23 protein-coding genes are annotated in these 22,026 nt (G+C 72.2%); 8 read left to right on the top strand and 15 right to left on the bottom strand.

Annotated features, from left to right (window positions below; translation table 11 throughout):
* Nucleotides 1-11: 11 nt before the first annotated feature.
* Together ACLF5H_RS01835 and ACLF5H_RS01840 are read right to left on the bottom strand one after the other, a co-directional pair.
* Entirely contained in the window at nt 12-1,394 is a 1,383-nt protein-coding gene (locus ACLF5H_RS01835) for an MFS transporter (RefSeq protein WP_421674314.1), read from the bottom strand.
* Between the two features lie 249 nt (nt 1,395-1,643).
* Nucleotides 1,644-4,325, bottom strand: coding sequence for a hypothetical protein (locus tag ACLF5H_RS01840; RefSeq protein WP_421674315.1), 2,682 nt, complete (start codon nt 4,323-4,325; stop codon nt 1,644-1,646).
* Nucleotides 4,326-4,593: 268 nt separating this feature from the next.
* On the opposite strand from ACLF5H_RS01840, the gene ACLF5H_RS01845 reads away from it, so the two are divergent.
* From ACLF5H_RS01845 to ACLF5H_RS01865, 5 genes are all read left to right on the top strand, one after another.
* The gene (locus ACLF5H_RS01845) at nt 4,594-4,806 is read left to right on the top strand and encodes a hypothetical protein (RefSeq protein WP_421674316.1); all 213 of its coding nucleotides are present in this window, start codon (nt 4,594-4,596) and stop codon (nt 4,804-4,806) included.
* Nucleotides 4,807-5,347: 541 nt separating this feature from the next.
* Entirely contained in the window at nt 5,348-7,636 is a 2,289-nt protein-coding gene (locus ACLF5H_RS01850; RefSeq protein WP_421674317.1) for a DUF7507 domain-containing protein, read from the top strand.
* 248 nt (nt 7,637-7,884) lie between these two features.
* Nucleotides 7,885-8,373 (top strand): GNAT family N-acetyltransferase, encoded by a 489-nt coding sequence (locus tag ACLF5H_RS01855; RefSeq protein ID WP_421674318.1) that lies wholly within the window; start codon nt 7,885-7,887, stop codon nt 8,371-8,373.
* Between the two features lie 135 nt (nt 8,374-8,508).
* Nucleotides 8,509-8,883, top strand: a complete 375-nt coding sequence (locus ACLF5H_RS01860) for a hypothetical protein (protein WP_421674319.1) — start codon at nt 8,509-8,511, stop codon at nt 8,881-8,883.
* Nucleotides 8,884-8,991: 108 nt separating this feature from the next.
* A complete protein-coding gene (locus ACLF5H_RS01865) occupies nt 8,992-9,861 on the top strand; it encodes an NAD(P)H-binding protein (protein WP_421674320.1) in 870 nt (289 codons plus the stop codon).
* On the opposite strand, the gene ACLF5H_RS01870 is transcribed toward ACLF5H_RS01865, so the two are convergent.
* The 8 genes from ACLF5H_RS01870 to rpmG form a co-directional block, all read right to left on the bottom strand.
* On the bottom strand, nt 9,834-10,226 hold the full coding sequence (locus ACLF5H_RS01870) for an antibiotic biosynthesis monooxygenase family protein (RefSeq protein ID WP_421674321.1): 393 nt from the start codon (nt 10,224-10,226) through the stop codon (nt 9,834-9,836). The genes ACLF5H_RS01865 and ACLF5H_RS01870 overlap by 28 nt on opposite strands.
* A 25-nt stretch (nt 10,227-10,251) precedes the next feature.
* The gene (locus tag ACLF5H_RS01875; protein WP_421674322.1) at nt 10,252-10,839 is read right to left on the bottom strand and encodes a GNAT family N-acetyltransferase; all 588 of its coding nucleotides are present in this window, start codon (nt 10,837-10,839) and stop codon (nt 10,252-10,254) included.
* Nucleotides 10,836-11,885: a tRNA (adenosine(37)-N6)-threonylcarbamoyltransferase complex transferase subunit TsaD gene (tsaD, locus tag ACLF5H_RS01880; protein WP_421674323.1), complete on the bottom strand. Its 1,050-nt coding sequence runs from the start codon at nt 11,883-11,885 to the stop codon at nt 10,836-10,838. Before tsaD ends, ACLF5H_RS01875 begins: the two co-directional genes overlap by 4 nt.
* 135 nt (nt 11,886-12,020) lie before the next feature.
* Nucleotides 12,021-12,191: a 50S ribosomal protein L32 gene (gene rpmF / locus ACLF5H_RS01885; protein WP_421674324.1), complete on the bottom strand. Its 171-nt coding sequence runs from the start codon at nt 12,189-12,191 to the stop codon at nt 12,021-12,023.
* A 98-nt stretch (nt 12,192-12,289) separates the two neighbouring features.
* Nucleotides 12,290-12,526 (bottom strand): 30S ribosomal protein S18, encoded by a 237-nt coding sequence (rpsR, locus tag ACLF5H_RS01890; RefSeq protein ID WP_421674325.1) that lies wholly within the window; start codon nt 12,524-12,526, stop codon nt 12,290-12,292.
* Between the two features lie 53 nt (nt 12,527-12,579).
* On the bottom strand, nt 12,580-13,731 hold the full coding sequence (locus ACLF5H_RS01895; RefSeq protein WP_421674326.1) for a GTP-binding protein: 1,152 nt from the start codon (nt 13,729-13,731) through the stop codon (nt 12,580-12,582).
* On the bottom strand, nt 13,728-13,985 hold the full coding sequence (locus tag ACLF5H_RS01900) for a type B 50S ribosomal protein L31 (protein WP_421674327.1): 258 nt from the start codon (nt 13,983-13,985) through the stop codon (nt 13,728-13,730). The genes ACLF5H_RS01895 and ACLF5H_RS01900 overlap by 4 nt, the downstream gene beginning before the upstream one ends.
* A 52-nt stretch (nt 13,986-14,037) precedes the next feature.
* The gene (gene rpmG, locus ACLF5H_RS01905; RefSeq protein ID WP_085567822.1) at nt 14,038-14,202 is read right to left on the bottom strand and encodes a 50S ribosomal protein L33; all 165 of its coding nucleotides are present in this window, start codon (nt 14,200-14,202) and stop codon (nt 14,038-14,040) included.
* A gap of 68 nt (nt 14,203-14,270) precedes the next feature.
* On the opposite strand from rpmG, the gene rpmB reads away from it, so the two are divergent.
* The 3 genes from rpmB to ACLF5H_RS01920 all read left to right on the top strand — a co-directional run bounded on the left by rpmB (nt 14,271) and on the right by ACLF5H_RS01920 (nt 16,647).
* Complete coding sequence (gene rpmB, locus ACLF5H_RS01910) at nt 14,271-14,507, top strand: 50S ribosomal protein L28 (protein WP_421674328.1); 237 nt, start codon at nt 14,271-14,273, stop codon at nt 14,505-14,507.
* Nucleotides 14,507-14,812 carry a 30S ribosomal protein S14 gene (gene rpsN, locus ACLF5H_RS01915; RefSeq protein WP_421674329.1) on the top strand — a complete coding sequence of 102 codons (306 nt, stop codon included), beginning with the start codon at nt 14,507-14,509 and terminating at the stop codon, nt 14,810-14,812. The genes rpmB and rpsN overlap by 1 nt, the downstream gene beginning before the upstream one ends.
* Before the next feature lie 314 nt (nt 14,813-15,126).
* Nucleotides 15,127-16,647, top strand: coding sequence for a catalase (locus ACLF5H_RS01920; protein ID WP_421674330.1), 1,521 nt, complete (start codon nt 15,127-15,129; stop codon nt 16,645-16,647).
* A 28-nt stretch (nt 16,648-16,675) separates the two neighbouring features.
* Here ACLF5H_RS01920 and ACLF5H_RS01925 read toward each other — a convergent pair whose 3' ends face one another.
* The 5 genes from ACLF5H_RS01925 to ACLF5H_RS01945 form a co-directional block, all read right to left on the bottom strand.
* Complete coding sequence (locus ACLF5H_RS01925) at nt 16,676-17,686, bottom strand: ABC transporter substrate-binding protein (protein ID WP_421674331.1); 1,011 nt, start codon at nt 17,684-17,686, stop codon at nt 16,676-16,678.
* A gap of 53 nt (nt 17,687-17,739) precedes the next feature.
* Nucleotides 17,740-18,798 (bottom strand): ABC transporter substrate-binding protein, encoded by a 1,059-nt coding sequence (locus ACLF5H_RS01930; protein WP_421674332.1) that lies wholly within the window; start codon nt 18,796-18,798, stop codon nt 17,740-17,742.
* A 159-nt stretch (nt 18,799-18,957) separates the two neighbouring features.
* A complete protein-coding gene (locus ACLF5H_RS01935) occupies nt 18,958-20,058 on the bottom strand; it encodes a FecCD family ABC transporter permease (protein ID WP_421674333.1) in 1,101 nt (366 codons plus the stop codon).
* Nucleotides 20,055-21,125 (bottom strand): FecCD family ABC transporter permease, encoded by a 1,071-nt coding sequence (locus tag ACLF5H_RS01940; RefSeq protein ID WP_421674334.1) that lies wholly within the window; start codon nt 21,123-21,125, stop codon nt 20,055-20,057. Before ACLF5H_RS01940 ends, ACLF5H_RS01935 begins: the two co-directional genes overlap by 4 nt.
* Nucleotides 21,126-21,241: 116 nt before the next feature.
* Complete coding sequence (locus tag ACLF5H_RS01945; RefSeq protein ID WP_421674335.1) at nt 21,242-22,024, bottom strand: AraC family transcriptional regulator; 783 nt, start codon at nt 22,022-22,024, stop codon at nt 21,242-21,244.
* Between the last annotated feature and the right edge of the window lie 2 nt (nt 22,025-22,026).

Consider the following 22,026-nt stretch of genomic DNA (forward strand, 5'->3'; position numbering starts at 1 on the left):
CCCGGGAGCGCTCAGGTGGAGGCGGCCGTCCGCCGGTCCGTGGCGGTCCGCGCCACGTCTCCGTCCCCCGGTTCGATCGCGGCCAGATCCCTGCCGCGCGTCTCGCGGGCGGCGAGGACGGCGACGACGGTGATCAGTGCGGCCAGGCCGACGTACACCGAGATCGGGGTGGAGTCTCCGTAGGAGCCGAGCAGCGCGGTGGCGATCAGCGGGGCGGGGGCACCGGCCGCCACCGAGGAGAGCTGGGCCCCGATGGACGCGCCAGTGTAACGCATCCGGGTGGCGAACAGCTCGGAGAAGAACGCGGCTTGAGGTGCGTACATGGCGCTGTGGAAGACCAGCCCGACGGTCACGGCCAGCACCAGCGCGGGGAACGACCGGGTGTCCAGCAGCGCGAAGAAGGCCCAGGACCACAGGCCCACACCGACCGCGCCCACCAGGTAGACGGGCTTGCGGCCGACCCGGTCGGAGAGGGCGCCGAACAGCGGGATCAGGCAGAACTGCACGGCGGAGCCGATCAGTACCGCGTTCAGGGACGTCTGCTTGTCTATCTTGAGGTGCTCGACGCAGTACGTGAGGACGAAGGCGGTGATCACGTAGTAGGAGATGTTCTCCGCCATCCGGGCGCCCATCGCGACCAGGATGTCCCGCCAGTGGTCGCGCACCACCGCGACGAGCGGCGGCCGTTCGGCCCGCTGCTCGGCCTTGCGCCGCTCGGCCGCGGCCAACGCCTCCTTGAACAGCGGGGATTCGTCGACGGACAGCCGGATCCACAGGCCGACCATGACCAGCACGGCGGAGAGCAGGAACGGCACCCGCCAGCCCCAGGAGTTGAACGCGTCGTCGCTGAGCACGGTGGTCATCAGGGACAGCACCCCGACGGCGACCAGATTGCCGGCCGGTGCCCCGCCCTGCGGCCAGGACGCCCAGAACCCGCGCCGCCGGGCGTCCCCGTGCTCGGACACCAGCAGCACCGCCCCGCCCCACTCACCGCCGAGCGCGAAGCCCTGGATCAGCCGCAGGGTGGTCAACAGCAGGGGAGCCGCGACCCCGATCGTGTGATACCCGGGCACACAGCCGATCAGCGCGGTGGACAGCCCCATCATCAGCAGACTGATCACCAGGAGCTTCTTGCGCCCGAGCCGGTCGCCGTAGTGCCCGAAGACCACGGCACCGACGGGACGGGCCACGAACCCGATCGCGTATGTGAGGAACGACAGCAGCGTCCCGGTCAGCGGATCCGACTCCGGGAAGAACACCCGCCCGAACACGAGCGCGGCGGCGGAACCGTAGAGAAAGTAGTCGTACCACTCGATGGTGGTCCCGATGAGACTGGCGGCGACGATCCTGCCGAGTCCGGTGGAGGGCGGGGGAGCGGTGTTTCCTGCGGCCATGTGCGCCACTTCCTGGTGTGCGGTGGGGAGGGGGACGTGTCGGCACACCGTAGGAAGGCGCAGGTCGGGTGCACATGTGGCGGGGCACCATAGTTATGGGGTCGACTATGCGTCCAGCCACCATCCCGACTTACGGAGGGGCGGTTCAGGGGCTCGAAGGTACGGGCGGATCGAGGGCCAAACACCCCCCGCGCTCTCGGACATACGACCCAGATCGCTGCCGGGTCGCGGGGATCGGGGAGGATACCGTTAGTCGGCCGCAGCCTGCCTGATCGTCATCCAGCCGCCGATCGCTTCGTGGCCTCTCGCCGGCTCGTGTCCAGCGCGCGGGGGCAGCCAGGGGTCCGCGGGGGTCCCGTCGGGGTTCAGGCCGTACAGGACCAGCAGTCCCGCCCGGTTCGTTTCGCCGCACTTCTCGTACACCTCGGCCAGTGCCCCGGTAGCGAGGGACTGGCCCGCGTTGATCGCCGTGTGGCAGAGACGCTTGGCCTCCTCTGTGTCACCGGCCTCCAGGCGAGTCCGAGCGAGTGACAGCAGCGCGCGCGCGTAACCGCCGTCGGCCGCCCGCTGGTACAGCCGCTCGGCCTCGGCCCGGTCGCCGAACTGCGCCCTGCGCTGGCCGAGCCATGCCATGACATGCAGGTCACCCTCCTCCGCGGCGGCCCACAACACCGCCTCGCCTGCGCTCTCTCCCCCGGTTCGCAGGGCGTGGTCGGCGAGTACCGCGAGCCCTTGTTGACGGACCAGGTTCTCCCAGGTCGACAGGCGTGTCGTATGAGCTGGGGAGACTCCGCCGAGGTCGGCGGCCCGTCGTGCCATGCGGCATCCTTCGGCGGCGTCGACGTCGATCACGAGCTGGGCCATCATCCCCATGGTGAAGAAGTCACCCAGTTCGGCGGCCTGTTCCGCCGCGGCCACGACCGCCGCCACGTCGTGCTCGGCGAACCTCATCCGCGCGAGCTCGAAAGCGGCACTGTGGTCCCCCGCGGCGATGGCCTGGTGGAACAGCCCCTCCGCTGCCCCTCTGTCTCCTGTGACCAGGCGACGGCGGCCCAGGAAGGTCAGCGCCTCCGCCTCGCCGAGCTCCGCAGCCTTCCGGGCGTACCGTTCCGCATCCTCGTCATCGCCCATAAGTTCCGGGGTCTGCGCCAGGCACAGGAGGCTCTGCGGGTCCTCCGCGCGTGTGATCTCGGGGACCAACTGGAGCGCGCCGTCGAGGTCCTGGTCCTCCAGGCGCCACTGAGCGAGCATCGTCAGCGCACCGGTGTCGCCCGCGGCATGGGCCTTCTCAAGGAAGGCGACGGCCTCCAGGTGGCAGCCACGGTCCCTCCGGAACTGTGCCATTTCGGCCCAGGCGGGTGCGTGTCCCCGCTCCGCCGCTCGTCGTCGCAGGTCGTCGGCGATCCGGTAGCGGCTCCGCAAGGCCGCGGCGTCGGCGAGTGCGTCAAAGTCCGCTGCGCTGCCCGCGCCCTCTGCGGCCGCCGCCCAGAACGGCGCGCTGGGACACAGGTAGGAGCGGGCCGCACGGCCGTAGTGGTCGAGGTAGTCCGCAAGCCTGTGTGTTCCCGGCCGCGCTCCCATCCCGCTGGGGTCGGGCACGCTGCCGAGCGGTGCGACGACGCCCTTGACCCGGGTCCCGGCATGAGCCAGTGCCTGCCGGAACCAGTCGGGGGCGGCCTCGGCGCGCTGTGCCTCGCTCAAGTAGGCCTGGGCGGCGGCACGCAGGAAGGTCTCGGACAGCTCGGGTCCGTGTCCGAGGCGGCGGGCGTCCATCGCGGCCGTGACCACCGCCTTGCCGTAACAGGCCGGGACGGCGTCTGAAGACTCGTGGAACGCGACCAGTTCGAGAGCCGCCGCCAGGGTCTGGGTGAGTTCCCCGTCCCTGCTCGTCAGCGCGGCCGTGGACAGCGAGGGGTCGGCCGTCCGTCTGAGGTCCCGCATCACGTCGGCCGGGAAGGAGGCCGCGACGTGCATGGTCACCCCTGCTGTCAGCAGCGCCCGGGCCTGCGGGTGCGGGTCGTGCAGAGGTGCCTCGGGCCGGCTGAGCAGCGTCCTCCGGTGTTCCTGCCACATGGTCGCGAGCACCACGATCGGTCCGGGTAGCTCCAACAGTCCGCGCAGTCGAGCCGCGGCCTCCTCGCCCTGCTTCCCCGTCAGGAAGTCTTGCCCTTCGTCCAGCCACAGCACGCTTCGCGGACCGATCGCGTCCGCGGCGAGGAGCGCCAGAAGGCTCGTGGGTCCCTTGGGGAAGGCCAGGTCCCAGTCCGGCAAGCAGGCGCGCACCGCCTCGTACGCGGCCCGCGTCTTGCCCGTGCAGGACTCGCCCTGGACGACGACGAACAGTGTGTCCCCGCCGTGCGCAGCCCGGTCAAGGAGCGCCCGCAGCCGCCGGTCATGGTCGCGGGGAAGATACGCCGGCAGGACGAAGGCGGCACCGTGGTCGGGATCGTGCCCCCCGGAGATCGCCGGGTGCACGCCGAGGTCGCGTGGGCTCCACTGGGTGAGGGGGCGGGGCAGGTCCGGACAGCTCCGTCGCTCCTCGTGCCACTCTCGCGTCCGGCAGAGACTCGCGGCCCGCACCGTTTCCCCGGTCAGCCGAGCGCGCTCCTGCGCCACCGCCATGTGCAGTGTGCGCCAGGTGCCGTCGTCGAACAGGTCCCGGTCCGCTTCGTCGATCCTGCCGGGGTGCCGCATCGCGGCGGTGCGCAGGGCGTCGACCATGCCGAGCAGGTCCTCCAGCCGCTGCGGTAGCCGGTTGCCCTTCAGCCACTCGCCGACGGTCGTCTTTGCCCTGCCCCCGGCTGCTCGCGCGAGGACGGCGAGGCTCGGTTGCCCGGCGCGCCGCACGCGTGTGTGGAAGTCACCGAGCCTGCGCAGCTGGGCGAAGAGAGCGCCCTGTGCGCTGTCTTCGCCGGGCAATCCGTCCGGCAATCCGGCCTCCGCGTCCAGTTCGTCCAGTACAGAACGCTGGACACCTCCCCGATTCTAGGCCGCCCACCAGGCGTGATGTCCGCTGCGCGGTGGAACCGTTCCGGACGGTCGCGCAACGCCCCGTCGGACGAGGACGTTGGACCTGCCGAGCCAGCCGGCTCGGCAGCTGACCGGACCAAGTCCGGCGTCCGGCACGTCTCCCGGCAGCTCACGCGCCGCAGACGTCTGTTCGCCCGTGACACGGTCCTTCCGCACTGCTGGAGTCCGCATGACCGAAGTCGCCATCCAGGCCGTCACCTTTCTCACGCCCGTCGGCATCCTGGTACTACTGACCCTCCTCCTGGGGTTCGCCGGGGTGGTGCTCCCCGCGATCTGGTCGCACTATCCGTACCGGCGCGAGGCGGCCCACCACGTTCTCGTTCTCCTGCTCCGGGGCGCCAGGGAGGCGCTGCTCGCGGTGCGGGCGCTGCTGCCGCGCTGAGCCGAGAAGGGCTGCGCCGTGCCACCTCCAGGTCCTGTCCGACGGCATCACGGTATGGGTGAACGCAGGTCATGACGCCGAGGTCTTCGACAAGAACGGCGGCATGGTGCCGTGCGGGCACCAGCGCCCCGCAGAAGGCAGTGGCTGAGCTGTGTCCGATCGCCAGGTCCGTAGCCGGATGACCGCGGCTGCGGCGGATGCCTCGCCGTCGCAGGTACGCGCGGAGGGGGCCGTTGCTCCAAGCCTTGGCGGCCGCGAGGCTGTCGGGCTTCTTGCGTGGTCGGCCCAGGCCCGGTCTGGGGTGGCGGTCTGGGGGTGGCGATTGCCTGACGCCTACATCCACCCGCTCCCCCCGGTTCACCCCGCTGCCCGGCGGGTCCCGCCGCCGAGGTCGGCGAAACCGCCGCCGTCGGCCTCGTCGCCGCCGCGGCTGAAGCCCGGGTGGGGGCATGGGCCCGGCTGTCGTGTCCGGTACGGCCGTTGCGGTGAGGCGTCGGGGCGCCCTCCCGAGGTCTTTGCCGGGGGCCTGTAGACGAGTGGTATGAGATTCCACTACCCGCTGAGACCGCAGGCGGGCTCCTGTGCGCGCGCTGTGTCGAGGGCCGTGCTGGCCGCCGTGGTCACCGCGCTCTGCCTGACCGGGCTCACCGTCCCCGCCGCCGCCCAGTCCTCCGCGGGCCCTGTACTTGCCTGGGGCAACAACGGTTCCGGGCAGTTGGGGGACGGGACCACCATCGAGCGGTTGACTCCGGTCGATGTCCACCTGCCCGCCGGTACCGAGGTCACGGCCGTCGCGGGCGGCGCCGACTTCAGCCTGGCGCTGACCTCGGACGGCCATGTCCTCGCCTGGGGCAAGAACAACGACGGGCAGCTGGGCGACGGCACCACCACCGACCGCACGACGCCGGTAGCGGTGGATCTGCCCGCGGGCACCACCGTCACCGCCATCTCCGCCGGTATCGCCCACGGTCTGGCGCTGACCTCCGACGGCCATGTCCTGGCCTGGGGCAACAATGACTTCGGGCAGCTGGGCGACGGATCCACCACCGAGCGGTTGACGCCGGAAGCGGTGCATCTGCCCGCGGGCACCACCGTCACCGCCATCTCCGCCGGGGCCTATCACAGCCTGGCGGTGACCTCCGACGGCCATGTCCTCGCCTGGGGCTACAACCTCTTCGGGCAGCTGGGGGACGGCACCACCACGAACCGGTCGACGCCGGTGGAGGTGGATCTGCCCGCCGGTACCACCGTCACTTCCGTCGCCGGGGGCGGCTATCACAGTCTGGCGCTGACTTCCGACGGCCGTGTCCTGGCCTGGGGCTACAACCTCTTCGGGCAGCTGGGCGACGGGACCACCGCGAACCGGTCGACGCCGGTGGAGGTGGATCTGCCCGTCGGTACCACCGTCACCGCCATCGCCGCCCGCGAGCTGAACAGTCTGGCGGTGACCTCCGACGGCCGCGCCCTCGCCTGGGGCTTCAACGGCTCCGGGCAGCTGGGCGACGGCACCACCACCAGCCGGTCGACACCGGTCGAGGTGCACCTGCCCGCGGGCACCACCGTCACCTCCGTCGCCGCGGGTGACATCTTCAGCCTCGCCCTGACCTCCGACGGCCGCGTCCTGGCCTGGGGCAACAACAACTTCGGGCAGCTGGGCGACGGGACCACCACCGAGCGGCTGACGCCGGTGGAGGCGCATCTGCCCGCGGGCGCCACCGTCACCGCCATCGCCGCCGGCGACTTCCACAGCCTGGCGGTGACCGAGGCGGTGGAGAGTACGACGACGCTGACGGCGGACCCGACCACGGTCGCTCCCGGGCAGCCGGTCACCTTGAAGGCGCAGGTGACCTGCTCGGCCGGGACACCCACCGGTGAGGTCTTCTTCTACGACGGCGACACCCGGATCGGCACCGGCACCCTCGACGCCGACGGCACCGCCTCCCTCACCACCACGGACCTCGACCTGGGCGCCCACCAGATCACCGCCCACTACCAGGGCGACGGCAGCTGCCCGCCGTCGGTCTCCGAGCCGGTCGTGGTGATCGTCGAGCAAGCGCCGCAGCCGTCGCTCGGCCTGACGAAGCACGTGGAGTCCAGCGGTCCGTTCCACGTCGGCGACCCGGTCGCGTACACGTATACGGTCAGCAACACCGGGAACACCGTCCTGCACGACGTGACCGTCTCGGACGACCGGGCCGCCCCGGTCGTCTGCGACCTGACCGGCCTCACACCCGGCCAGAGCACCACGTGCCACGGCAGCCACGTGATCACCGAGGCCGACATCACCCCGTGCCAGCCGGACGCGGGCGGGTGCGCGCTCACCAACCTGGCCCAGGCCACCGCCTTCGAGCCCGGCGGTCGGGAAGTCGCCAGCGAGCAGGACGCCGCCACCATCACCGTCCAGCGGCCACAGCCGCCGACCGCCGAGCTGCACCTCACCAAGCGGGTCGCCTCGCAGGGGCCGTTCCAGGCCGGTGACCAGGTGCGGTACGCCTACACGGTCGCCAACACCGGTGACACGGCCCTGCACGACGTGACGGTGACCGACGACCGCGTCGCCCACGTCACCTGCGACGCCACGGCCCTCACGCCGGGGCAGAGCACCACCTGCCACGGCACCTACACGGTCGCCGAGTGCGAGACCGCCAAGGCGCGCGGCGGGGCCGACGGATACGGGGACGGTGACAACGGTGTGAGCTGCGAGATCACCAACACCGCCCACGCGACCGCCGCCGACCCTCAGGGCGTCCAGGTCACCAGCAACCGGGCCACCGCCACCATCCGGGTCAACTCCGGCAGCGAAGACGACCACTACGGAAAGGCCTCGTAACCGCTGAACCAGGGCCCCCTCCTCTGCACGCCACGGGCTGCCGCGCACGCCGTGCGGAGCGAGGGGGCCCCGCGGAACCACGCTCCTGCCCTGGGCCGCTTCCTGATCGCACGCTCCGCCGCAGCCCGCAGCCCGCAGCCCGCAGCCCGCAGCCCGCACACCGCCACCCTCGTCCGAGAACGTGCGGGGGGGGGACGCCCGACCGACCCGCCGCACGAAGGGACCCACCGGTGCGAAATACTCGTCCGATGAGTTCACGCACTTCCCCGATCGATCGGCAGATCACGATACGGAGGACCGTCGCCCGGGACGCCAAGCGGCTCACGCGGCTCGTGCGTGGCTCGGGCGCCTATACGGGTCAGTACGCGTCCGCGGTCGCGGGCTACCGGGTCGGTCCCGATTACCTTGAGGCCCATCGCAGCTTCGTGGCCGTCGGCGGCGAGGCGGACGGCGGCCGGGTCCTCGGGTTCTACTCGCTGATCCTCGCCCCACCGGAGCTCGACCTGCTGTTCGTCGCCGACGAGGCGCAGGGGCGGGGGATCGGGCGCCTGCTCGTCGCGCACATGCGGTCCGAGGCCCGGGCCGCGGGGCTCGACCGTGTCAAGGTCGTGTCCCATCTGCCCGCCGCGGACTTCTACCATCGCGTCGGCGCGGTCCGGACCGGGACCGCGCTCGCGAACCCGCCCGCCGTGCCGTGGGACCGCCCCGAATTCGAGTTCCGCATCTCTCCGGAATGACGGGGCGCGCGCCGGGCCGGAGCCGCCCGCAGGCCCGTCGGCGGCCCGCCCCTCTCCCGCCGCGGAGCGCCTCGCACGCGGTTCGGCGAAGGGCGGCGGACGAGCCCCACGCAGGGGCGCATAAACTCTGCTGTCATGTCGAAGCCTGATGAGCTGCTCGTCGCCATCTCCGCCGCGGTGGAGTCCGAGCGGAGCAATCAGATGTCGCTGACCGTGGTCGTCGGCGGCGCCGTCATCACCGGACGGCTGGCCCCCGAGGCCGTATGGAAAGAGCGGGTCGCGGAGGTCCTGAAGGACTCGGACCGCCTCGGCTCGTTCTCCGAGGTCTTCGCCCGCGGCCCGCGGGGCTACCGGCCCGGCCGCGGCGAGATGCCGACGCATCTGCACTTCCACCTCGCCCGGATCCTGCAGGGCAGCCTCGGGATCCCGGAGACGGGCGGGATGTACCGGGTCGCGATCAAGGACGTCAGCGCGTGGACCGTGGGCGATCTCAGCTACTTCGACCAGTGAGCCCCGGGATGCGGCTCACCACATCCGGGCCACTCGCCTAAAGGGGACAACAGGTGTCCGGTTTGGCTCCTAGTGTCGGCTTGTCGGTCGGCGAAAGGACACCAGGCCATGCGCATCGCGGTCACCACACCCACCGGGAACGTCGGACGTCACGTCGTCGCCCAGCTGATCCGGGCCGGGCTTCGGCCGTTGGTCCTCGCCCGTGACCCCGGCCGGATCGACCCCGGGGTGCGCCGCGAGGTCGACGCCGTCGCGGTCGACCAGCGGGACCCGGAGGCGGTCGTCGCGGCCACCGCCGGGGTCGACGCCCTGTTCTGGGTCGATCCCCCGACGACCGGCGCGGACCCGCTCGGCGACTACGCGTCGGCCACGGCGAGCGTGGTGAGCGCCGTACGGGCGGGCGGTGTCGAACGCATCGTCTTCCAGAGCAGCGTCGGCGCCGAACTGCGCCACGGAGCCGGTGAGATCGACGGCCTCGCCGGCACCGAGACCGCCCTCGACGCGCTCGGCGCCACGGTCACCCACCTGCGCTGCGGCTACTTCTTCAGCAATCTGGTCCCTCTCCTCGATGCCGTCCGGGCCGGCACGATCCCGGTGATCCTGCCGCTGGACCAGCCCCTCGCCTGGGTCGCGCCGCGGGACATCGCCGAGGTCGCCGTGGGGCGCCTGCTGACGACCCACTGGTCCGGCCGCCATGTCCAGGCGGTCCACGGCCCGGCCGATCTCACCTGGCCGCAGGCCGCGGAGATCGTGTCCGCGGCCATCGGCCGCCCCCTGTGCGTCGAACGCGTCGGCGACGACACGATGCGGCACCTGCTGCGCGCGTCCGGCATGACCGACGGACTGGTCGAAGCGGTCATCGGCATGTCGACCGGGCTGCGGGACGGCTTCGTACCGGAACAGCCCCGCACCGTGCGCACCACCACCCCCACCACCCTGGCGTCCTGGGCCTACGACGTACTCCGGCCCCTGATCTGACCCTTGGCGGCGTGCTGCGACCGGTACCGATCCGTGCCGTGCGTCGAGCGGACCTGGAACAGCCGTGGCTGGACGTCGGTCGCGAACTGCGCCGCCTGGTCCATGTGGACGCGTGCCTCGGGGTTGGCGAGCATCGCCCGGTAGTGGTCCTCGGACTCCCACTGGGCGTAGTTGATGACGCGTTCGCCGTCCTCGGAGGCGTGGAAGTTGGCGCAGATGAAGCCGGGTTGGTGCTTCATCGTCTCCTCGGTGGCGCGGGCGAGCAGGGCGATGAGCTCGTCCTGGCGCTCCGGGGTGACGGTGAAGACGTTGATGAGCGTGGCCACGGGGCGGGTCGTGTCGATGGTCGCGGTGACGGTCGTCATCGTGTCTCTCCTTTTCGCGAAGGCGTCACAGGGGCCGGGGCGCCAGGGCGCGGGCCGGATGGCGGGGGCCGAGGAAGACGACGACGCCCCGGCCGCCGGGGGAGGGATGCGTGGCCTGGGTCCAACCCTGGTGGCGGTAGAAGGACATGGCCCGGCCCGACCGCAGGGAGGTCACCAGCCAGGAGCGGCCCTCCGGGGCGTCCGCGGTGACCGTCTCCAGGAGACGGGCCGCGAGGCCGGTGCCCCGGGCGGCCCGGCGGACGGCGAGTTCGTCCAACTCGCGGGCGCCGACCAGCCATTCGGAGGTGCGGTCGGGGCCCAGTGCGGCGGCGGCCTGCGCGTGGCAGCGGTCGGCGGGGAAGGGGGCGGGGGTGGTCCAGGCCGTGGCGAAGCCGAGCATCTCGCCGTCCCGTACCGCTGTCGCGGCGATGAAGCCCGGCCGGTCGACGTCCACCCGCAGCCGCCCGGCGAATTCGGCGGCCCGCTCCTCGTCCTCGTCCCACGGCGGGGCGCAGAAGGCGTCGACGTAGACGGAGCGCAAGTCCTCGGTGTGCGCGAGGAGTCGGGCGTCCTCGTGGACACGGATCTCGGTGTGGACGCGGGTCTCGGTCACGCCGCCACCGCCCGCGCCGGGACCGGATGCAGCGCCGCGTACTCCAGCGGCGCCGACGGGTCGATCGACACGTCCAGCGGGGCGGGTTCGGCTCCGGCCCGGACGAGGAGGTCGCCGACGGCCGCGATCATCGCGCCGTTGTCCGTGCACAACTCCATCGGCGGCACGCGCAGTTCGACGCCCGCGGCCCGGCAGCGCTCCTCGGTGAGCGCCCGCACCCGTGAGTTCGCGGCGACGCCACCGACCACGACCAGCGTCCCCACGCCGTGCTCCGCGCAGGCCGCGACCGCCTTGCGGCTGAGCACATCGGCCACCGCCTCCTGGAGCGCGGCCGCGCCGTCGGCGACCGGCAGCTCCCGGCCGGCGTGGCCCTCGGCCCAGCGTGCGGCGGCCGTCTTCAGACCGGAGAAGGAGAAGTCGTACGACCCCGGCAGCGGACGCGGGAAGGGGACGGCGCGCGGATCCCCCGTACGCGCCGTCCGGTCGATGGCCGGACCGCCGGGATAGGGCAGCCCGAAGACCCGCGCGACCTTGTCGAAGCACTCCCCGGCGGCGTCGTCCAGGGTGTCGCCGAGGTGCCGGATCGGGTCACGGGCCAGGTCGCGGACGAGGAGCAGCGAGGTGTGGCCGCCGGAGACGATCAGCACCACGCAGGGGTCGGGCAGCGGGCCGTGGGCGAGGGTGTCCGCGGCGACATGACCGGCCAGATGGTGGACGCCGTGCAGCGGTACGCCGAGCGCGTAGGCGATCCCCTTCGCCCCGGCCAGGCCCACCTGGAGCGCGCCCGACAGGCCCGGCCCGGTGGTGACGGCGACCGCGCCGATGTCGGAGAGCCGCAGCCCCGCCCCGTCCAGTGCCTGGCCGAGCACCGGACGGAGCGCGTGCAGGTGGGCCCGGGATGCGATCTCCGGCACCACCCCGCCGAACCGGGCGTGCTCCGCCATGCTCGACGCCACCGCATGCCCCAGCAGCCGCCCGTCGCGGACCAGGCCGACGCCCGTCTCGTCGCAGGACGACTCGATGCCGAGCACGATCGGAGAACCCATCGCGGACCCTTTCTGCACATCACTCGTTGTTGCAACCAGTGTGCAATAAGAATCCCGGAGATGCGCACTCGGCCAAGAACACGCAGCTCAGCGGCCCGACATGAGCCCTGGGGGCGGGGTGCCCGGCGCGCCTCCTCAGCCCTCCGGGCGGAGCAGGCCGCGCTCGTACGCCCTCCTGAGGTGCTGGGGCACCAGATGGGTGGCGCCGTCGACGGTGACGGGGACCAGCGCCGGGGCGGACGCCCGCCACCGGGCGCGGCGGTGACGGGTGTTGCTACGGGACATCCTGCGCTTGGGGACGGCCATGACGGACCTTTCGTCGAAGGGGGGTGTCGAAGAGTTTCGAAGGGGGTTGTCGAAGGGTCGTAGAAGGGGTGGGGTGGGTGTCGTGGGGATCGTGGGGATCAGCGGCCGGAGTACGGCAGCAGGGCCATCTCGCGGGCGTTCTTGATCGCCGCGGCGAGCTGCCGCTGCTGCTGCCGGGTGACCCGGGTGACCCGGCGGCCGCGGATCTTGCCGCGGTCGGAGACGAACTTCCGCAGCAGGTCGGTGTCCTTGTAGTCGATGTAGGTGATCCCGGCCGCGTCGAGCGGGTTGGGACGGTTCTTGCGGGCGGGCGCCAGCTTGCTGGGGCGGGCCATGGGTCCTCCTCGGTACAGGGGTGGGGCGGGGTCAGGTGCAGGGGCGGGGCGGGTCAGAAGGCGGGGTCGAGCAGTTGGTCGAAGCCGGTGGGCCGGGGCCAGGCGGTGGGTCCGGACGCCAGTTCGTCGTCGGTGAGCAGACAGGAGTCGAGCAGCGTGAGCAGCCCCGCCCGGTCGAGGCCGGGGGAGGTGAAGACGAGGTGCTGGCCGCGGTCGCCGTGCTCGGGGTGCCAGTCCAGCGCGGCGGCGGTACGGCGCTCGGCCGGCATCAACTCCCAGGCCGCGTCCGGCAGTGCGGCCATCCACGGCCCGGCGTTCTCCACGCACAGCGCCCCACCGGCGGCCTCCCAGGCGAGCAGGCTGTCGGGCCGGTCCGCGAGCCAGAACCTGCCCCGGCTACGGGCCGCGGCGCAGCACAGATCCTCCAGCGCCGCGAAGAGCCGACCGGCGTGGAAGGGACGGCGGCGCTGCCAGACGAGCGTGCCGATGCCCTGCTCGTCGCAGTCGTGGGGGAGCCGGGCGCAGGCCGGATGCTGTGCGGCGGCGGCCGCCGCCACGTCGAACCCGGCGACCGCGGCCGCCCCCAACTGCCCCGAACCGACGGGGATCTGCCGTGCCAGGGGGTGCAACTGCCGCAGCAGCGCCAGGTCGTCGAGTCCGGTGGCGGGACCCTCGGCCACGGCGAGGACGGGAGCGTACTCCAACTGCCGTGCGAAGGTGTCGCCCACGGTGCGCCGGTCCGCCCGGGCCGCGGCGAGCCCGGCCTCGGCGAGGTCGTCGCCGTTGGACAGCGCGGGCAGGACGAGCGCGGGGTCCACGGCGGTCAGCACATTGGTGAGCCGGAAGGCGCCGTCGCCGTGGGCGGCGATGACCTCCGCCATGCCCCGGGGTTCCACGGAGTCCCACAGCTCGACGACCGCGAGACGGGTCAGGCCGCTGTCGGCCAGCCGCTCGAGCTCGGGGACGAGGTCCTCGCGCAGGGCGCAGCAGGCGCAGTCGTTGACCAGGGGCGTCTCGTCCCAGGCGGTCTCGCCCGTGGCGTCGCGGACGGTACGGCGCACGGTGCCCGCCGGGCCCGCGGACAGGTCATGGTGCAGGGCGACGCTGCCGGGCACCTCGCGCAGCAGCCGCTCGACCGCCTCGCGCCGGGCGTCGGCGTGCAGTCCGGCGACGATCACCACCGGCATCGGTCCTTCGGCGCTCATCGGCGGCCCCCCTCCCGCCCGTAGCGGCGCTCGAAGCGCTCGACGCGCCCGGCGGTGTCCAGCACGCGGGCGGTGCCGGTGTAGAAGGGGTGGCTCGCCGAGGAGATCTCGACGTCGACCACCGGATACGTACGGCCGTCCGTCCACTCGACCGTCTTGTCGCTGGTCATCGTCGAGCGGGTGAGGAAGGCGAAGTCACCGGCCTTGTCGCGGAAGACGACCGGGCGGTAGGCGGGGTGGATTCCTGGCTTCATGGTGTCTCTTCCCTGGTTCGGGGTGAGGGCGGGCGGGTGGCGGCCGGAGCGGTCAGCGTTCCTCGCGGAACTCGACATGGCGTCCGGCCACGGGGTCGAACTTGCGCAGCACCAGCCGGTCCGGGTCGTTCCGGCGGTTCTTGCGGGTCACGTACGTGTAGCCGGTGCCGGCGGTGGAGCGGAGCTTGACGATCGGGCGTACCTCGTTGCGGGCCATGAGGGGTAGCATACGACAATGATTTCCATTACCGATAAGCATCGGTGGCGAGAAAGGCAGCACCACGTATGTCCGCCCACTGCCAACTGACCGGCGCCCAGCCGGTGTTCGGCAAGAAGATCTCCCACTCGCACCGGCGTACCTCGCGCCGGTTCGACCCCAACATCCAGAACAAGCGCTACTGGCTGCCCAGTGAGGGGCGGTACGTCCGGCTGCGGCTGAGCGCGCGGGCCATCAAGGCCGTGGACGCCCTCGGCATCGAGGCCGCCGTCGCCCGGATCCGGGCCCGCGGGGAGCGTGTCTGATGGCGAAGAAGAGCAAGATCGCGAAGAACGAGCAGCGCCGGCGGATCGTGGCCCGTTACGCCCCGCGCCGCGCCGAACTCAAGGCCGTCCTGGCGTCCCCGCGGGCCACGGCCGACGAGAAGACCGCCGCGCGGGCGGAGCTCCGCCGCCAGCCCCGGGACGCGAGCGCGACCCGGGTCCGCAACCGCGACAGCCTGGACGGCCGCCCCCGCGGCCATCTGCGCAGGTTCGGCCTCTCCCGGGTGAACGTGCGGGCGCAGGCGCACGCCGGGTATCTGCCCGGGGTGACGAAGTCCTCCTGGTAGGCGAAGACCTCCGGTAGGCGAAGTCCTCCGGTAGACGAGGTCCTCCGGTAGAAGGAGTCCTTCGGTGGAAAAAGTCCTTCGGTAGGAGAGGGGCTGGGTGGGGGGCGGCGTGTGCGCGGCGTCCCCCACCCCACCGTGACGGCATCCCTCTCCCCGCCGCGCGGGCCTGCGGTGGTCACTCCCTGTAGCAGGGGTTCGCTCTGTGGCAGCTCCGCCGCCGACGGCGTCCTGTCCGGGGCCCCACGTGTTTACCCCGCCCTCTCCTGGACACGCGGCCTGGTGGGAACGGGGTGTCGTACACGAAAGGCAGACCCATGACGGAGATCCGACCCGCCACCACCAGCGATTCCGGCGCACCGGTCGAGAGCGACGAACACTCGCTCACCGTGGGCCCAGAGGGACCGATCCTGCTGCAGGACGCCTATCTGATCGAGCAGATGGCACAGTTCAACCGGGAGCGGATCCCCGAACGCCAGCCGCACGCCAAGGGGAGCGGCGCCTTCGGTCACTTCGAGGTGACGGGCGATGTCAGCGCGTACACGAAGGCGGCCCTGTTCCAGCCCGGCACCCGCACCGACCTGGTCATCCGCTTCTCGACCGTCGCCGGTGAGCGCGGCAGCCCGGACACCTGGCGTGACCCGCGCGGCTTCGCGGTGAAGTTCTACACCAGCGAGGGCAACTACGACATGGTCGGCAACAACACGCCGGTCTTCTTCGTGAAGGACCCGATGAAGTTCCAGCACTTCATCCGCTCCCAGAAGCGCCGCGCGGACAACAACCTGCGCGATCACGACATGCAGTGGGACTTCTGGACGCTCTCCCCGGAGTCGGCCCACCAGGTGACCTGGCTGATGGGGGACCGGGGCATCCCGCGGACCTGGCGCCACATGAACGGATACACCTCCCACGCCTACATGTGGATCAACGCCGCCGGTGAGCGGTTCTGGGTGAAGTACCACTTCAAGACCGATCAGGGGATCGAGTTCTTCACCCAGCACGAGGCCGACCAGATGGCCGCGGCCGACACGGACTACCACACGCGGGACCTCTTCGAGCACATCCGGGACGGTGACTTCCCCAGCTGGAGCCTGTACGTGCAGGTGATGCCGTACGACGAGGCGGCGGGCTACCGGTTCAACCCGTTCGACCTCACCAAGGTGTGGCCGCACGGCGACTACCCGCTCATCCCGGTCGGCCGGATGACGCTCGACCGCAACCCCACGGACAACCACGCCCAGATCGAACAGGCCGCGTTCCAGCCCAACAACTTCGTCCCCGGCATCGGACCGAGCCCGGACCGCATGCTGCTGGCCCGGCTGTTCTCCTACGCGGACGCCCACCGCCACCGCATCGGCGCCAACTACCAGCAACTGCCGGTGAACGCGCCCGTCGTCGACGTCCACACGTACTCCAAGGACGGCGCGATGGCGTACCGGAACACGACCGACCCCGTCTACGCCCCGAACTCCAAGGGCGGCCCCGCGGCGGACACCGAGCGTTACGGGTCCCCGCCCAGCTGGACGGCCGACGGTGAGATCACCCGCGCGGCCTACGTCTCCCATCCCGAGGACGACGACTGGGGGCAGCCCGGGACCCTGGTGCGCGAGGTCATGGACGACGCCGCCCGCGACCGGCTGGTCGACAACGTGGTCGGACATCTCCTCAACGGGGTGACCGAGCCCGTTCTCGAACGCGCCTTTGAATACTGGTCCCGCATCGACGAGACCGTCGGCAAGCGCATCGCCGACGGCGTCCGGGCCAAGGCGGACGAGAAGGACCCCAAGGCCGCCGAACAGGGCAACCCGGCGCGGAGTTCCATGCAGCACAAGGCGTGAGACCTCCGGGCCGGGCGGCTCCCCGACTTCAGCCGGACTGCCCCCGCAGCGCGTTCTCGATGCTGTCGACCACGCCCATGGCGTCGCTGTAGGAGCCGGGCAGGAAGTCGGGGGTGCCGACCACCCGGTGCTTCTTCGCGGCCGGCAGCTCCTTGAACGTCCGCAGCGCGAACAGCTTCTGGATGTCGTTGGCGGGGGAGCCGTCGTTGTTGGTGTAGTAGACGACGTAGTCGGCGTCCTTCAGCAGGTCCGCCCGCTCGTACGACACGGACTTGGTGTCGCCCTTGCCGACCGAGGCGGTGGCGGAGGCGAAGCGCACCCCCAGCCGGGAGAGGATGTCCCCGACGGGCGAGGCGGAGCTGTAGATCCAGTAGTTGCCGCTGTCGAAGCCGCCCTGGATCACGTCCCAGCTGCTGTCGGTCAGCTTCGGGCCGAGGGTCTTGCGCGCCGAGGCGATCCGGTCGTCGTACTTCTGCTTGAGCCGGGCCAGTTGCGCCGTGCCGTTGACGAACTCCGCCGTGTCCCGCGGGTACGCGGACCAGGAGGAGGACTCGCTGAAGGACGCGAACGCGGTCGGCGCGATGGCCGAGAGCCTCTTGTACGCCTTGGCGAGGTAGGGCACGTCGACGCCGACGATCAGGTCCGGCTTGAGCGCGGCGATCTTCTCGTAGTCGAGGTCGGCGCCCGTCGTCACCTTCGCCGCGGCCTTCCAGCGCTTCAGATAGCGCGGCGGGACGTAGTTGGCTCCGCTGTTCTCCACGCCGACGGGCTTGATGCCCAGGTCGAACAGCGACTCGGTGGACCAGGAGTGCACGGAGACGATCCGCAGCGGATGGGCGGGCACGGTCACCTTGCCGTGCGCGGTGGTGACCACCCGGGTCGCGGCGGCCCTGCCGTCCGGGCCGCCGGTGGCGGACGAGGACGCGTCGCAGGCGGTGAGGGCGAGCGCCAGCGCGGCGGCGGCGACGGCCGGGCGCAGCAGACGCGGGCGGGCGGAGCGCCGCCGGGCGGGGGAGGGTACGGAAGTTACGGCGATCATGGTGGATCCAGGGGTGGGAAGCCGGGCCGCGTGGCCGGGGAGGTGGAGGGGGTTCAGGAGGCGGAGTGCGGTCCGACGCCCGCGCGGGCGGAGTGGACACGGGTGGCCAGGCCGTCGAGCAGGACGGTGAAGTTCTCCCAGCTGTAGGCGTACCAGGAGGCCAGTTCGGGCTTCCACAGCTGTCCGGCGCGCACGGCGGGCGTGCGCTTCCACAGCGGGTTGTCCGGCAGCGGGTCGGACACCGCCCACACCAGCAGGTCGGCCGGGAGGGACGGGACGTTCTCCCAACTCAACGCCTGGCTGTAGGTGTTGGCGGAGCCGCCGGGCACCGGTACCAGGCGCATCCCGAGAGCGCTCACCGTCTTCAGCACGGCCCAGGTCTTCGGGTTCATCACGCCGAGGGTGTTCTTGTCGATGCCGAAGACGAAGGCGACCCGCAGCCCGCGGTTGGCGGCGACCGCCTTGCGCAGCCGGGTGCCGGCCTCCTGGTAGCGGGCCTTCGCGGCGTCGTCCGCGAGCCGGGCGCCGAGGCTTCGGGTCAGCCGGTCGGCGGTGCCCACGATCTGCTCGATCGACCGGTACGTGCTCAGCCCGACGACCGGGGCGATCTTGGCGACCTCCGGGAGCTGGGACGCCACCTGGAGGGTGCCGTCCGGCTGCACGGCGTCGATCAGGAGGTCCGGGCGGGCCTGGGCGAGCGCTTCGAGCCGTACGCCCTTGTCCGCCGAGTAGATCTTGGCGACACCGGACCAGTCCGGCCGGACGGCCGGGACGATGCCCTGCCCGGAGTCCGTGGCGGCGACCGGGTGCAGCCCGGCCGCCCACAGCGCGGCGCCGACGGAGTCGGTGAGGAACGCGATCCGCTTCGGCCGCCGGGGCAGTCGTACGGCATGGCCCCGGTCGTCGGTGAAGGACCACGCGGTGCCGCCGGAGCCGCCGTCGGCCGAGGTGGAGTTGCCGGTGCCGCACGCGGAGAGACCGAGGAGAGCGGCCGTTCCCAGTCCGCCGGCGAGCAGCCCGCGCCGGGTCGGGCGCGCGCCGGGGGCGGCGGGCGGCAGGTGCCGGGTGTCGTGGGAACGCTGGGGCATGGCGCTGGGCAGGGCTGGGTGCATGGGTGGGTCCTTGAGATGAGGGTGCGGCTCGCGGGGCCGTCGAGGAGGGGGCGGCGCCAAGGTGGCGGTACGGAGCGGGAGTTCACGAACCCGCGCGGGGTAACGCCTCGCGCGGCGGCGAAAGGAGCGGCCGCGGGCGCCGGTCGGTACGGTCGCCGTTCATGCCCTGCCCGCCCTGTGCCGTCCGACGAGTACCCGGCACAGATAGAGCCCGCCGAGCACTCCGGTCAGCGCGCCGACCGGCAACTCGGTGCCGGGCAGCACCCGTTGGGCGGCGAAGTCGCTCGCCGTCAGCAGCAGGGCGCCCATGAAGGCGGCGGGCACCACCGGCGCGCCGGGGGAGCGGATCAGCCGGCGGCACAGATGCGGGGCGGCCAGCGCGACGAAGGTGATGGGGCCGACCGCGGCGGTGGTGGCCGCGGCGAGGGCGGTGGCGGCCACCGCCAGCACGATCCGGGCGCGCCCCACCGGCACCCCCAGGCCCCGGGCGGTGTCCTCGCCGAGTTCCAGCCAGTGCAGGGCGCGGGCGGCGACGACGGTCACCGGCACCAGTACCGCCAGGGCCCCGGCCAGGGGCGTGACGACGGACCAGCTCGCGGAGTTGAGACTGCCGATGAGCCAGATCTGCGCGTCCTGCGCCTCGTACAGACTGGCCCGGGTCAGCAGATAGGCGGTCAGTGAGGTGAGCATCGCGCTGATGCCGATCCCGATCAGCACGACCCGGTGGCCGACGGCCGGACCCCGGCCCGCCGCGACCAGGCCCACGAGCAGCGCCGTGGCCAGGCCGCCGCCGATCGAGGCGACGGCGGTGGCGGACGGCCCGCCGTGGAAGAGCACGATCTGCACCACGGCACCGCACGCCGCGCCGCTGGTGAAGCCGATGACATCGGGACTGCCCAGCGGATTGCGGGACATGCTCTGGAACACCGCGCCGCTCATCCCGAGCGCGCCACCGGCCAGCAGGGCGCACACCAGCCGCGGCAGCCGCAGACCGACGACGATGAAGGACTCGGCTCCTGAGCCGTGGCCCAGCAGACAGGCGAGCACGTCCGACAGCGGGACGCGGTAGGTGCCGGTGGTCAGACCGAGCACGCCGATCGTGAGGCAGGCGGCGGCCAGCAGCAGGCAGACCACGACGGTGCGCGGCTGCCAGCGCAGCGATATCCGCCCGCCGTTGAGGCGCAGTACACGGCCGCGCAGGACGGTGCCGTGCCGGGCCCCGCCGAGGACGGCCGGGCGGGCAGAGGTTCTGGTGGTCACAGTGCGGCGATCCTGCGGCGGCGGACGAGGGCGATGAAGACGGGCGCTCCGGCGAAGGCCGTCACGATCCCGGCCTGGATCTCGCCGGGCCGGGCGACCAACCGGCCGAGGATGTCGGAGCCGAGCAGCAGACTCGCCCCGAGGACCATGGAGTACGGCATCAGCCAGCGGTGGTCCGGCCCGGTGAACGCCCTGGCCAGATGGGGAACCGCCAGGCCGACGAAGGCGATCGGACCGACCGCGGCCGTCGCCGCCCCGCACAAAAGGGTGACGGCGAGCATCCCGAGGACGCGGGTGCGCCGCACGGCCGTACCGAGCGCACGGGCCGTGTCGTCGCCGAGCGCGAGCGCGTTGAGCGCACCGGACAGGCCGAGGGCCAGCAGCGCGCCCGCGCCGAGGAACGGCAGGGTCCCGGTGAGGACGGACATCGGCTGTCCGGCCAGGGAGCCCACGCCCCAGAAGCGGAACTGGTCGAACACGTCCGGTCGCAGCAGGGTGACGACGGAGATCAGCGCGCTGAGCACGGCGCTGACCGCCGTACCCGCGAGCGCGAGCCGTACCGGTGGCGGCCCGGTCCGGCCGCGCGAGCCGAGCAACTGGACCAGCGCGGCGGCCAGTCCGGCCCCGGCGAACGCGAACCAGACCCGGACGGACGGATCGGCGGTGCGCCACAGCGCGATGGCGACGACCACGGCCGCCGAGGCGCCCATGTTGACGCCGAGGATGCCGGGGTCGGCGAGCGGATTGCGGGTCAGCGCCTGCATCAGCACGCCCGCGAGGCCCAGCGCGGCACCGACGGTGATGCCGAGCAGCGTCCGCGGCAGCCGCAGATCGAGGACGACCGCGCCGTCCACCGAGGCCGGTCCGTGGAACAGCGCGCGCAGCACCTCGCCGGGCGGGATGGCCTTGGCGCCGACCGCGACGCTCACCACGGTGACCAGGAGCAGCAGCGCGCAGGCGAGGAGGAGACCGAGCAGCCGTACGGCGAGCACGGCCGTGCGCGGTCTTCGGTCCGTGTCCCCGGCTCCTGGCACCGTATCGGTGGTGCTGATCGTGGTGGTGCCCATCGTGCTCCTCGGCGACATACCTGCCGATACAAGGAACCGGCGGGGGGAGTTAGCTTAGCCTTACCTAAGAAGGTAGAGGTCCCGCTTCAGGCCCGGCAAGCCGGTCGGACGCCACCTCATGTCGCCGATCCGCCACCCGGGACTCCCCGGTCCGCCGAGCGTGACCCCCTCGACCGGGCGAAATAGGCGGCGGGCGTGGCTCCGGTCACCCGGCGGAACGCGGCCACGAACGCACTGGGTGTCGCGTAGCCCACCCGCTCGGCCACCCGCCCGACGGGCCGCCCCTCGGCGAGATGGGCGAGGGCGGCCTGGAGCCGGGCGTGGGTCCGCCACTGAGTGAACGTCATCCCGGTCCCGGCCAGGAAGAGCCGCAGCAGGGTGCGCTCGCTGGCGCCGACCGCACGCCCCAGTTCACCCGGCCCGCGCCGGTCCGCGGGGTCCTCCAGCAGCAGCGCGGCGGCCGCCCTGGCCCGCGGATCGGTCGGCAGCGGCAGCTCGAACACGGTGGCCTCCGCCGGGCGCAGGACATCCAGGAGCACGGCCTCGGCGTGCGCGCGGCCCGCGGCCGGCAGTTCGCCTGCCAGGTGGTCGATCAGATGCCGGGCGAGCGGCGGGACGGCGAGCACGGTCGGCCGGGTCCAGGCCAGCGGGCAGGTCGCCGGGTCCAGATAGACGCCCTGGAGCACCGACGTCCGCAGCGCCCCGGTGGCGTGCCGGACGCCGCCCGGGATCCACAGCGCCAGATGCGGGGGCAGCACCCAGCAGCGGTCCTGGATGTCGACCATGACCACACCGGTGCTGGCCCAGGCGAGTTGGTGCTCGTCATGGACGTGGTGCTGGAAGGTCTGTCCACGGACCATCTCGAACCGTTCGAGACCGATGGTCTGCTCGTGTGCCATGC

The organism is Streptomyces sp. LaBMicrA B280, from assembly GCF_049222185.1.
Taxonomy (GTDB): Bacteria; Actinomycetota; Actinomycetes; order Streptomycetales; family Streptomycetaceae; genus Streptomyces; species Streptomyces murinus.